The following is an 11,878-nucleotide window of genomic DNA, read 5'->3' on the forward strand; positions in this document are numbered from 1 at the left end:
CCGCGTTGGCGCTCATCCCGCGAGCGAAGGGGTGCGTGGCGTCCACGACCACGTCGTACTCGGGCAGCACCGCGCGCAGCCCTTCCACACCGCCGAACCCACCGATACGAACGCTGCCGACGGGCAGCCGCGGGCGGGCCACCCGTCCCGCGAGGGAGCTGGTGACGTCGATCCCGGCCTCCACCAGGAGCGCGGCGAGTTCACGCGCCTCCGACGTCCCGCCCAGGAGCAGCACTCGAGGACCGGCCGGGGCCACCGCAGACGAGGCAGGCAACGACCGCCCGCGCGCATGCCCGTCGCCGACCGACCGGAGGTCGGCAGCACCCGTTCCAGGGCGCGCATCCGGGCCCTTGTCCAGGTCCGTGGGTGTGTCGGCACGTGTCGCCTCATCGGACGAACCGCCATGTGTGCGCTCTGCGGGCACCTCAGCGCCGGGCGAGCCATACGTATCGGCACCTGCAGGCGCCTCACTGGACGGGGTCCCGGACGCGGGGACGCCGCACCCGGCAACGCCTTCCCCCGGCGACACGTCCACATCCTCACCTGGAACGGCGCCTGTACCGGGCGTCGTGCTCGGCCCGGACCCTTCGGGCCCGGCAGCATCGGCGACCGCGTGGGACGTCGTGCTCGGCGCGAGCACGGGCAGGTTCCCGGGCGCACCCCCTCGCGCGAGGCCGAGCAGCGCGTCGACGTCGAGGTGGCGCTCCACCAGGTCCCCCAGCACGTCCAACCGCTGCTCGCGCGCGGCCGCGAACCCCGTGCCGGACGGTTTCACATCCAAGGCCTCCGCCAGGAACGCCGACCGGAACTCGTCCCCCTCGAGGCTCCCGTGCCACATGGTCCCGAAGACCGCACCGGACCGCACACCGCCGAGGAAGGCTTCGCCCCCGTCGCCTGCCGTGACCCGGCCGTGGTGGATCTCGTACCCGTACGCGGGCGCCCCGAGCGCGTTCCCCGACGGCAGGCGCAGCGTCTTTCCTCCCGTGAAGTCGGTCCGCACGTCGAGCAGCCCGAGCCCCTCGGCGCTCGCCCCGGCAGCGGCCTCCACCCCGTCGGGGTCGGTGATCGTGCGCCCGAGCATCTGGAACCCGCCGCACACCCCCAGCAACGGGCGCCCCCTGCCCACGTGCTCGCGCAGGGCCCGGTCGAGGCCGCGCGCACGCAGCCACTCCAGGTCGGCGAGGGTGGAGCGGCTCCCGGGCAGGACCACCAGGTCCGCGTCGGAAAGATCGTGCGGGGAGGACGCGAACACGACGTCGAGCCCGGGTTCCAGGCCGAGCGCGTCCACGTCGGTGAAGTTGCTGATGCGCGGCAGCCGCACCACCGCCACACGTCGGACGGAACCCTCCCCGTCCGACGCGTCTCCACCGGACCTGCGCGCAGCCAGGTCCAACGCGTCCTCGGAATCGAGCCACACGCCCGCGTCCCACGGAAGGGTCCCGTACACACTCCGCCCGGTCATCCGCTCCAGGTCGTCCAGGCCCGGCCGCAGCAGAGCCGGGTCCCCCCGGAACTTGTTGACCACGAACCCCGACACCAGAGCCTGATCGGCCGGTTCCAGCAACCCCACGGTGCCGTACAGCGAGGCGAAGACCCCGCCCCGGTCGATGTCGCCGACCACCACCGTGGGCAACCCGGCGTGCCGCGCGAGCCCCATGTTCACGTAGTCGCCGGCGCGCAGGTTGATCTCGGCCGGGCTCCCCGCACCTTCGGCCACCACGACGTCGTACCGGGAGGCGAGGTCGTCGAAGGCGGCGTGCGCGGCCTCGGCCAGGTGCCTGCGCCCCTGCTCCCAATCGGTGGAGGACAGGTCACCCGCCGGATGCCCCATGAGCACGGCGTGGCTGCGGCGGTCGGTGCCGGGTTTGAGCAGGACCGGGTTCATGGCGGGTTCGGGGTGGGCCTGGGCCGCGAGCGCCTGCACCCACTGGGCGCGGCCGATCTCCGCCGTCCGCCCATCGTGCCCGTGGCAGACCATGGAGTTGTTGGACATGTTCTGGGCCTTGTACGGCGCGACCCGTACCCCGCGCCGCGCGAGGGCCCGGCACAGCCCGGTGGTGACCACGCTCTTGCCGGCGTCGGAGGTGGCTCCCGCCACCAGCAGCCCGCGGCCGGAAGGAACCCCCGGGCCGGAACCGCTCAGCGCTCCCCCGCTCACGACGGCCTCCTCAACAACGCGGTGTCCATGACCCAGCCGGCGCTCTCCTTCGCCCGGGCCCGGGCAGCCCCGATCTCCGTCCGCACGTCACCGACCCGGCCGGAGACCAGTTCCTCGGTGCCGGTCCCGAGGTTGGCACCCCACCAGATCGACCACGCCTCCAGGCCCTCGAACTCGGCCCGTGCGCCGAGCATCACGACGATGTCGTCGTGCCCGGCTGCAACGGCCTCGTCCAGCCTCCGCAGCGGGGTGACGTGCACCGGCCGACCCACCCCGTGCAGCACGATCCGGTGCCGGGCGGCGAGCAGCTGCGGGGCGCTGATGCCCGGCAGCACGTCGTAGTCCAGGGGGACCTCCGCCCGTTCGGCGATGCGCGCGACGATCCGCAGCGTCGAGTCGTACAGCGAGGGGTCGCCCCAGACCAGGAACGCGGCGGTCCCGCCCCGCTCGGCCAGCACCTGCTCGAACGCCCGTACCCGCGCCTCGTGCCAGTCCGCGACCGCCGCCCGGTAGTCGGCCGGGTCGTCGCGGTCGCGTTCGGGGTCGGGCACGCCCACCAGGGGCAGCCCGTGGGCGTCGCACACGGCGCGGCGCAGGTCGAACAACCCGTCGTCGCGCCGTTTGCGGGCCGCCACCGCGTAGTCGCATCCGCGCAGCGCGGCGGCGGCCTCGGGGGTGAGCTGGTCGGGCCCCATGCCGATCCCGACGATGCGGACCCTCATTCGGAGCGCGCCTCGATGTCGCCCTCGACCTCCAGGTACACCTCGGACAGCTTGCGGAGCGTGTCCTGGTCCGGCTCCTCCCACAGCCCGCGGCGGGCCGCCTCGTTGAGGCGCTCGACGATGCCGTTGAGCGCCCACGGGTTGGAGCGGCGCATGAACTCCTGCGTCTCCTCGTCGAGCACGTACTCGGCGGCGAGCTTCTCGTACATCCAGTCGTGCACGACCCCGGCCGTGGCGTCGAACCCGAACAGGTAGTCGACGGTCGCGGCGAGTTCGAAGGCGCCCTTGTACCCGTGGCGGCGCATCGCCCCGATCCAGCGCGGGTTGACCACACGGGCGCGGAACACCCGGGCGGTCTCGTCCGCGAGGGGCCGGGTCCGAACGGCGTCGGGCGTGGTGGAGTCGCCCACGTAGGCCTTGGGGGCGTTGCCGGTGAGCGCGCGCACGGTCGCGATCATGCCGCCGTGGTACTGGAAGTAGTCGTCGGAGTCGGCGATGTCGTGCTCGGCGCTGTCGACGTTCTTCGCGGCGACCTTGATGCGCCGGTAGTTGGTGCGCATGTCGTCGGCGGCCGGAACCCCGTCGAGCCCGCGCCCGTACGCGTAACCGCCCCAGGCCGTGTACACCTCGGCGAGGTCGCGGTCGTCGCGCCAGTTCCCGGACTCGACGAGCTGCAGGATCCCAGCACCGTACGAGCCGGGCGCGGAACCGAAGATGCGGGTGGTGGCCCGGCGGTGATCCCCGTGTTCGTCCAGGTCGGCGCGGGCATGGGCGCGCACGTAGTTGTCCTCGTCGGCCTCGTCGAGGTCGGCGATCAGGGCGACGGCATCGTCGAGCATCGCGACCACGTGCGGGAACGCGTCGCGGAAGAACCCGGAGATGCGCACGGTCACGTCGATGCGGGGACGGCCCAGCTCCTCGAGCGGGATCACCGAGAGCTCGCGCACGCGCCGGGAGGCCTCGTCCCACTCGGGGCGCACACCGAGCAGCGCCAGGACCTCGGCCACGTCGTCGCCGGAGGTGCGCATCGCCGAGGTGCCCCACACCGACAGGCCCACGGAACCCGGGTAGGTGCCGGTCTCATCGATGTGGCGGCGCAGCAGGGAGTCGGCCATGGCCTGACCGGTCTCCCACGCCAGGCGGGACGGCACGGCGCGGGGGTCGACGGTGTAGAAGTTCCGGCCGGTCGGGAGCACGTTGACCAGTCCGCGCAGGGGCGATCCGGACGGCCCGGCCGGCACGAACCCGCCGTCGAGGGCGTGGGTGAGGTTGTCGAGCTCATCGGTGGTGTCGGCCAGCCGGGGCGCGACCTGCTCGGCGGCGAACTCCAGGACCCTGCGCACGTCGGGGTCCTCGTGCAGGCGGGCCGCAGCGGAGCGGTCCCAGCCGGCGTCCTCCATCCCCTGGACGAGAGCGCGGGCCTGCGACTCGACCTCGTCGACCTCGTTGGTGGGCGCCTCGCCCTTCAGTCCCAGGGCGGCGCGCAGACCGGGCACGGCGGCGCCGACCCCGCCCCAGACCTGGGCGGCGCGCAGAACGGCCAGGGACAGGTTGACGCGGGGTTCGCCCTCCGGGGCCTCGCCGAGCACGTGCAGACCGTCGCGGATCTGTGTGTCCTTGATCTCGCACAGCCAGCCGTCGACATGCAGCAGGAAGTCGTCGAATTCCTCGTCGTCGGGGCGCTCCTCGAGCCCGAGGTCGCGGTGCATCTCGGCCGCGCGCATGAGCGACCAGATCTCGGCGCGGATCGCCGGGAGCTTGGCCGGGTCCATGGCGGCGATGTTGGCGTGCTCGTCCAGCAGCTGTTCGAGGCGGGCGATGTCGCCGTAGCTCTCGGCGCGCGCCATGGGCGGGACGAGGTGGTCGACGACCGTGGCGTGGGCGCGGCGCTTGGCCTGGGCCCCCTCACCGGGGTCGTTGACCAGGAACGGGTAGATGAGCGGCAGGTTCCCGAGCACGGCGTCGGGGCCGCAATCGGCGGACAGGGCGGCGTCCTTGCCGGGCAGCCACTCCAGCGAACCGTGCTTGCCCAGGTGGACGACGGCGTCCGCACCGAACCCGTGTTCCAGCCACCGGTAGGCGGCCAGGTAGTGGTGGCTCGGGGGGAGCTCGGGATCGTGGTAGATCGCGATGGGGTTCTCGCCGAACCCGCGCGGGGGCTGAACCAGGACCACGACGTTGCCGGCCCGGAGCGCGGCCAGCACGAGCTCGCCCTCGTCGTTGACGTAGAGCTTGCCGGGTGCCGGACCCCACGTCTCGGCCATCGCGTCCTTGAGCGCGGACGGCAGGTGCTCGGTCCAGGAGGCGTACTGCTCCGGGGTGATGCGCACCTGCGCCTCGGTCATCTGTGCGTTGGTCAGCCAGTCCTCGTCCTGGCCGCCTGCCTCGATGAGCGTGTGCATGAGCGCGTCACCGGCCTCGGTCTCGTCCTCGAGATCCAGGCCGGGCAGGTCGGCGGGGTCGCCGAGGTCGTAGCCGTCCGCGCGCAGGCGGCGGAGCAGGCGCACGAGGGAACGCGGGGTGTCGAGGCCGACCGCGTTGCCGATGCGGGAGTGCTTGGTCGGATAGGCCGACAGCACCACGGCCAGGCGCTTCTCGGCGGTCGGGACGCTGCGGAGGCGGGCGTGCGAGGCGGCGATCCCGGCGAGGCGGTCGCAGCGCTCGGGGTCGGCGGTGTAGCGGGGCAGGCCGTCCTCGTCGATCTCCTTGAAGGAGAACGGGACGGTGATGATGCGCCCGTCGAACTCGGGGATCGCGATCTGGGTGGCGGAGTCGAGCGGGCTCACCCCTTCGGCGGTCTCCTGCCAGTCGGCACGCGAGCTGGTCAGGCACAGGCCCTGCAGGACCGGGACGTCGAGGGCGGCGATGCGTTCCACGTCCCAGGCCTCGTCGTCACCGCCCGCGCTCGCGGACGCGGGGACGCTGCCGCCGGCCGCCAGGACCGTGACGATGAGCAGGTCGAACTCGCGCAGCGCCTCGAACAGCTCGTCGGGGGCCGAACGCAGCGATCCGGCGAAGACCGGAACACCCACGGCACGGCCGGTGGCGTCGATGGCGTCGGCGAGGGTGTGTGCGAACGCCGTGTTCCCGCCGGCCTCGTGGGCGCGGTAGTAGAGAATGCCGACCTTGGGCAGCGACGGGTCGGCGGGGGTGTCGCGCTCGGCCCTGCCCCACAGCGGGATGTGCTCGGGCGGTTCGAAACCCTGCCCGGTGAGGAGCACGGTGTCGGACAGGAACGCGTGCAGCCGAGCGAGGTTGGTCGGCCCTCCCTCGGCCAGGTAGCGGTGCGCGTCGGTCACCACGCCCATCGGGACCGTGGAGCGCTCCATGAGCTCGGCGCTGGGTTGCTGTTCGCCGCTGAGCACCACCAGCGGGGTCCCGCGTTCGCGGACCGCGGCCAGGCCGTGCCACAGGTCGTGCGGGGATCCCAGCAACCGGACCACCACGAGGTCGGCGCCCTCGACGGTGTCGTTGAGCTCGGTGTCGGTGGCGCGCGAGGGGTTGGCCCACGCGTACGCGGCGCCGCTGGCCCGCGCGGAGAGCAGATCGGTGTCGGACGTGGACAGCAGCGCGATCCGTACCGTCATGGCCGGACTTCCTCCCCAGGGGTTCTCGCCCCGTCGATGGTCGGACCGAACGTGGACAGTGTCTGGCTGGGTCCCTTGTCGGGGACGTCACAGTGGCGGAACCGCCCCGGGCTCGCACCGGGTTCCTGCGCCACGAACGGAGAGCTCACACACTAACGGGCGCCCGTGACCGGCCTGCATCTGGGCCTCCGGGACGCCCCTCTCGGTCCCGTCAGATCTCGGGATCCCCGCGGCGCAGGAACCGGACGACGGGCCGGTCCCCCTCCCCGGTGACCTCGGCCCTCACCCCGTACACGTCCCGGATCAACGCGGGCGTCAGCACCTGGCCCGGCGTCCCCTCCGCCACTGCGCGTCCGTCCCGCAGCACGACGAGCCGGTCGCAGTACATCGCCGCCAGGTTCAGGTCGTGCAATGCGATCACCGTGGTGACCGGCAGGCTCACCGCCAGCTCCAACAGGTCGAGCTGGTACTGGATGTCCAGGTGGTTGGTGGGTTCGTCGAGCAGGAGTTCACCGGGTTCCTGGGCCAGTGCACGCGCGATCTGCACCCTCTGCCGCTCCCCGCCGGAGAGTGTGTGCCAGGACTGGCCCGCACGGTCGGCCAACCCGGTGCGCTCCAGAGCCGTGTCGACCGCGCGCCGGTCGTCGGGGGTGACCGGGGTCCAGGCTCGCCGGTGCGGGATCCGACCCAGCCCGACGACGTCCCGGACGCTCATCTCGGTCTGCGTGTGGGACTCCTGCTGCACCACGGCCACCCGGCGCGCGACCGCCCGGCGCCCGACGCGCGGCAGCGGGTCCCCGTCGAAGGTGACCCTGCCCGCGGTGGGCCCGAGCACCCCGGCCAGGAGCCGGAGCAGGGTGGACTTTCCGGACCCGTTCGGCCCCAGCAGCCCGACCGTCTCCCCCGGGTGCGGTGCGAGGGTGACCCCGTCCAGGACGACGCGGCCGCCGATCCGGCGCACCACCCCGTCCGCGCGCAGGTGCCCGCCCTGGGACGGGCTTCCGGACACGGCTCCGGTCCCGTCCTCGACCGCGGTTGCGATATCGCTCACGACTTCCCCCTGGATCGGTACAGAACGGCGATGAACGCGGGCACGCCGACGAGAGAGGTGACCACACCGACGGGGATCTCCTGCGGGTCGAGCGCGGTCCGGGCGAGGGTGTCCACCCACACCAGGAACACCGCACCGATCACCGCGGCCACGGGCAGCAGCCGCGCGTGCATCGCCCCGGTCAGCATCCTGGTGGCGTGCGGCAGGATCAGACCCACGAACCCGACCGCGCCCACGCTGCTGACGAGCGCGGCGGTGAGCAGGGCGGTCGCGGTCAGCAGCACCAAGCGTGCCCGCGCGACCCGCACCCCGAGCGACGCGGCGGCCTCCTCCCCGAAGGCGAAAGCGTCCAGGGTCGTGGTGTGGGCCAGGCACACGGCCATCACGACCGCAAGCACAGCCGCGCACAGCACCACGTCGGCCCACCCCACGTTGCTGAACGAACCCAGCAGCCAGAAGAGCACGCCCTGCGTGGTCTCCGCGTCCGCCGAAAGCAGCACCGTGAACGAGGTCAGCGCGGAGAACAGCTGCATGGCCGCGACCCCGGACAGCACGACCCGGTCCATGCTCCCGCCGAGGCTGTGGCTGAGCAGCATGACCATCCCGAAGGAGAGCAGGGCCCCGACGAACGCTCCCGCCGACAGCGACACCACGCCGGCGCCCCAGCCGAGGACGATGACCGCGACCGCACCCGTGGACGCGCCCGACGACACCCCGAGCACGAAGGGGTCGGCCAGCGGGTTGCGCAGCAGGGACTGCATGACCGCCCCGCACAGCGCCAGCCCGGCGCCGCACACCGCTGCGATGAGCGTGCGGGGCATGCGCAGGTCCCACACGATGCCGTCCTGGATCGGGGTCAGCGGACTCTCGCCGATCCCGAGCCGGGCTCCGAGGGAGGCCCACACCTCGGCTGGGGTGATGGCCGCGGGGCCGACTGTCACGGTGACCGAGACCGACAGCGCCAGCGCGACCAGCCCGCCCGCCAGGAGCAGGGCCGGGCGGGCGCGGCTCACTCGGCGAGCCCGAGGTCGCGCAGCCCGTCGGCGACCTGCTCGACGCCCTCGACGGTGCGGATCGAGGGGTTCATGGCCTGGCCGCTGAGCAGGATGTAGCGCTCCTCCTGCACGGCGGTGAGGTTGCTGGTGGCGGGGTTGTCCTCGAGGAAGGCGATCTTGTCCTCGGCCGACTCCGCGGTCTCGGACTCGCGCGTGAGGTCGCCGAGCACGATGGCGTCGGGGTCGCGGTCGGCGACAGTCTCCCAGTTGATCTGGGGCCACTCGTCCTCTGTATCGTCGAAGGCGTTCTCGGTGCCGGTCTCGGCCGTGATGGCGCCGGGCGCGCCGCAGCAGCCGGCGAGGAAGGGCGACTCGGAGTTGGCGAACCAGTACATGAGGGAGACGTCGGAGGCCTCGAGGTCCTCGGTCGCGGTGTCCACCCGGCCCTGGAGCTCGTCGACGAGTTCGTCACCCCGGTCCTCGACGTCGAAGAGGTGCGCGAGATCGTCGACCTCCTCGTACACGGCATCGAGGGTGAGGGCCTCGGAGCGGGATCCGTCGCCGCCGCTCTCGTTGTCCTTGCCCCAGGCGCAGTCGGACGGGGAGACGTAGGCCGGCACGCCGAGGTCCTCGAACTGGTCGCGGGTGGCGACCCCGCCCTGGCCGATGGTGGACTCGAAGGAGGCGCTCGCGAAGTCGGGCTCGGTGTCGAGGACGTTCTCGAAGGAGGGCTGGTTCTCGGCCAGGCGCGGGATCTCCTCGTTCGCCTCCTCCAACCCCTCCATGATCGGGTCGGTCCAGGTCGCGGTGCCGGCGATGCGGTCCTCCAGGCCGAGGGAGAGCAGGATCTCGGTGCTGCCCTGGTTCAGCGAGACGGCCTGCTCCGGCGGGGCGTCGACGGTGACCTCGTGTCCGCAGTTGTCGACGGTGCGCGGGTAACCGGCGGCGTCGGCCCCGGAGGTGTCGTCACCGGAACCCTCGGGGGACGTGCACGCGGTGAGGAGGAGGGACGACGCGAGGAGTACTGCCCAGGTGCTGGACACGGAACGGGACATGGGTGTGCCTCGGAGGAGTCGGGGCTCGATCGCGGAGCCTGGCTTCGGTGCCCGCGCTGGTGGCGCGGGGTGCCAGCAGGTCTTCGGACTCGGGGTCGTCCGGACGGAGCGCCTTCCCGGTGGCTGCCTCCCCGACCCTGCTGGTCGCGGCGGCCCCTCCCAGTGGCATGTGCGCGCTCGATGCACGCCGCGTGTGCCCGCCCGTCACCCTCACCGCTGCGCGTCAGTTCCGGATTCGCACCGGATTCCCTGACCACATCCGTGGTTCGACTGGCCGAGGCAGGTTACCAAGTACCCCAAAGGGGACACGAGGGCACCCGGGCCCGGGGCCCGGAAGCCGTGCGACGGCGGCGCTCCGGCCGCCGGCAGCGGGCGGGCGCCGCACCGGTCACCCGAGAGCCTGCGCGAACAGGCTCTGCGTCGCTGTTCCGACCGGCCCCTCGACATCGCCGAGCGCGGTCGAGGTGAGCGCTCCACCCTCCGGGGCCGTGGTGGTCTCCGCGTCGACCAGCAGCCATTCGGTTGCCGGGTCGCGGTGCAGTACGACGTGGAGGTCGCAGTTGATGGCCGGGTACCGCAGAGGATCCAGCGTCAGGCTGATGCCGCTCGCCGAGTCCGCGAGGAGCACGGTGCGCTGCCAGGGCGACATCTGCTCACCCACGAGGAGCGGGATCGTCGACCGGCCCCACGACCGGGAGGGGCCGAGGCCGCCCACCGAACCCTCCGTGGTGCGCCACTCGACGACCGACAGGTACCCGCCGGTGTGCGCACCGGGCATCTCGATGCTCTGCCGCTCGGCGGGGATCTCCGGGGGCGCGGGGGTGGCCTCGGGACGGGCCGGGAGCCCTCGGGGCGTGGTCCGCATGCGCCAGGCGCGGGCGGTGAGCACGGCGCGGCCGCCGGCGTAAGCATGGGCCTCGAGCAGCCCGACGCTGCGTCCGGGGCGGATCTCGGAGGCCTCGATGCTCAGCGGTTCCAGCGGGACGGGCCCGAGCACGTCGACGGTCATCCGGGCCAGGCGGTGATCCGGACCGGGGAGCAGGTCCTCGAGCGCGCCGGCCAGGAGCGCGGACGGGGGCCCGGCGTGCTGGTGGTGCGGGCTCCAGGGGCCCGCGGTCGCCGGGGTGGGGCTGAACTCGGCGGGGCCAGTGCGTTCGTAGAACACGTCCATGCGGGGGCTCCTCCCTCGGGGCCTCCTTCCTACCAGTGCCCGGTGCGGGCCGTTCCCCCGCCTGTGCGGACGTAGGGGGATGCCGGCCCGCGCGTTCCGGGTACGGCGCAGCGACCTCGGATCAGGGCGTCCACACACCCGTCGCTGCGACCTCACGGGCGTAGTCGGAGAAGTCCTTCGGCGGCCTCCCCAACGCCCGCTGCACACCGTCGGTCGTGTGCGAGTTCCGCCCGTCCAGCACGACCGCGAACAGCTCACCGAGCATCGCCCCGACCCCGGCCGGCACCCCCTCCGCCGCGAGCGCCGCGGCGAAGTCCTCGTCCGACCCGCGGGGACCGGGACCGGCACTGACTCCCTCGTGGAACTGCTCGGGGCCGAGCTGGGACACGACCGCCTCGGGCAGGCGCTCGTCCTGGACCGGGTCCTGGATCTGCTGCTCGCCGGCATGGTGCGCGACTGGCTGGCCGAGGGCAGTGCGGAGACCCCCGGTTGGTACCGGGCGGAGGCCGACCCCGTGGTGGGCCGGGCGCTGGCCCTGATGCGCTCCGCGCCCGAGCGCCCGTGGACGGTCTCCGCGCTCGCCACCGAAGCAGGGACCTCACGTGCGGTGTTCGCACGGCGGTTCGCCGAGTTCGTGGGGGTGCCGCCGATGGCCCACCTGGCACGGTGGCGCCTGGCCCTGGGCGCGGACCTGCTGAGGGGATCGGACACGACGCTCGCCTCGGTGGCCAGACGGGTGGGATACGGGAGTGCTTTCGCGTTCAGCACCGCGTTCAAGCGCCGGTACGGGGTGAGCCCGAGCGCTTACCGGGAGGCCGGGCCCGGACCGGACCTCCCGGCGGTGGACGCTCGGACCCGTGTCCTGGGCGGGCGGCCCGAACACCCGGCCCAGTAGCTCTGGAGCTCAGACAGTGGACCTCAGGTACGGGATCCGCTGCATGACGACGACCACGGCGGTGCTGACCACCGCCGTCGCGGCCGCGTACCCGCACGCCGCGAAGAACGCCGCGCCGCCGTCGGGGGTGCCGCCGAGATCGCGGAGGGTGTTGAGCACCATGACGTGCACGAGGTAGACGCCGAAGCTGAGACCGGAGAGCGCGGCGACCACCCGGCCGACCCCGCGAGCGGCCGGCCCGCCG

9 protein-coding genes, 2 pseudogenes and 2 riboswitches are annotated in these 11,878 nt (G+C 73.0%); of the genes and pseudogenes, 1 reads left to right on the forward strand and 10 read right to left on the reverse strand.

Translation table 11 applies throughout. From position 1 onward, the window contains the following. The 9 genes and pseudogenes from D474_RS32955 to D474_RS33310 form a co-directional block, all read right to left on the reverse strand. Positions 1 to 256: precorrin-6A/cobalt-precorrin-6A reductase (locus tag D474_RS32955; protein WP_204367114.1), on the reverse strand; the 256-nt coding region annotated here is incomplete at its 3' end. Between the two features lie 372 nt (positions 257 to 628). Further along, a pseudogene (locus D474_RS28395) lies at positions 629 to 2,143 on the reverse strand (cobyric acid synthase); the annotation flags it as partial. Between the two features lie 11 nt (positions 2,144 to 2,154). Continuing rightward, complete coding sequence (cobF, locus tag D474_RS0111600; protein WP_017613737.1) at positions 2,155 to 2,880, reverse strand: precorrin-6A synthase (deacetylating); 726 nt, start codon at positions 2,878 to 2,880, stop codon at positions 2,155 to 2,157. Next, positions 2,877 to 6,467, reverse strand: coding sequence for a cobaltochelatase subunit CobN (gene cobN, locus D474_RS0111605; RefSeq protein ID WP_017613738.1), 3,591 nt, complete (start codon positions 6,465 to 6,467; stop codon positions 2,877 to 2,879). Before cobN ends, cobF begins: the two co-directional genes overlap by 4 nt. 36 nt (positions 6,468 to 6,503) lie before the next feature. Continuing rightward, a riboswitch (cobalamin riboswitch) is annotated at positions 6,504 to 6,650 on the reverse strand. Positions 6,651 to 6,678: 28 nt separating this feature from the next. Further along, the gene (locus D474_RS0111610) at positions 6,679 to 7,476 is read right to left on the reverse strand and encodes an ABC transporter ATP-binding protein (RefSeq protein WP_040703390.1); all 798 of its coding nucleotides are present in this window, start codon (positions 7,474 to 7,476) and stop codon (positions 6,679 to 6,681) included. Between the two features lie 38 nt (positions 7,477 to 7,514). Then, positions 7,515 to 8,531, reverse strand: coding sequence for a FecCD family ABC transporter permease (locus D474_RS0111615; RefSeq protein WP_017613740.1), 1,017 nt, complete (start codon positions 8,529 to 8,531; stop codon positions 7,515 to 7,517). Then, positions 8,528 to 9,568 (reverse strand): ABC transporter substrate-binding protein, encoded by a 1,041-nt coding sequence (locus tag D474_RS0111620; RefSeq protein WP_017613741.1) that lies wholly within the window; start codon positions 9,566 to 9,568, stop codon positions 8,528 to 8,530. The genes D474_RS0111615 and D474_RS0111620 overlap by 4 nt, the downstream gene beginning before the upstream one ends. A gap of 57 nt (positions 9,569 to 9,625) precedes the next feature. After that, a riboswitch (cobalamin riboswitch) is annotated at positions 9,626 to 9,858 on the reverse strand. A 98-nt stretch (positions 9,859 to 9,956) separates the two neighbouring features. After that, entirely contained in the window at positions 9,957 to 10,739 is a 783-nt protein-coding gene (locus D474_RS0111625) for a thioesterase family protein (RefSeq protein WP_017613742.1), read from the reverse strand. Positions 10,740 to 10,860: 121 nt separating this feature from the next. Continuing rightward, positions 10,861 to 11,127 carry a hypothetical protein gene (locus tag D474_RS33310; RefSeq protein ID WP_239647046.1) on the reverse strand — a complete coding sequence of 89 codons (267 nt, stop codon included), beginning with the start codon at positions 11,125 to 11,127 and terminating at the stop codon, positions 10,861 to 10,863. On the opposite strand from D474_RS33310, the gene D474_RS33315 reads away from it, so the two are divergent. Continuing rightward, positions 11,098 to 11,634: a helix-turn-helix transcriptional regulator gene (locus D474_RS33315; protein WP_017613744.1), complete on the forward strand. Its 537-nt coding sequence runs from the start codon at positions 11,098 to 11,100 to the stop codon at positions 11,632 to 11,634. The genes D474_RS33310 and D474_RS33315 overlap by 30 nt on opposite strands. A 9-nt stretch (positions 11,635 to 11,643) precedes the next feature. Here the strand turns inward: D474_RS33315 and D474_RS0111635 are convergent. Beyond that, a pseudogene (locus D474_RS0111635) lies at positions 11,644 to 11,878 on the reverse strand (acyltransferase); the annotation flags it as partial.

The sequence above is a fragment of the Nocardiopsis salina YIM 90010 genome, assembly GCF_000341025.1.
Taxonomy (GTDB): domain Bacteria; phylum Actinomycetota; class Actinomycetes; order Streptosporangiales; family Streptosporangiaceae; genus Nocardiopsis; species Nocardiopsis salina.

Bases quoted from the DNA above. Each gene is read 5' to 3' on its own strand.
- cobN (WP_017613738.1), bottom strand. From the start codon at position 6,467: ATGACGGTACGGATCGCGCTGCTGTCCACGTCCGACACCGATCTGCTC.
- D474_RS0111620 (WP_017613741.1), bottom strand. From the start codon at position 9,568: ATGTCCCGTTCCGTGTCCAGCACCTGGGCAGTACTCCTCGCGTCGTCC.
- cobF (WP_017613737.1), bottom strand. From the start codon at position 2,880: ATGAGGGTCCGCATCGTCGGGATCGGCATGGGGCCCGACCAGCTCACC.
- D474_RS0111625 (WP_017613742.1), bottom strand. From the start codon at position 10,739: ATGGACGTGTTCTACGAACGCACTGGCCCCGCCGAGTTCAGCCCCACC.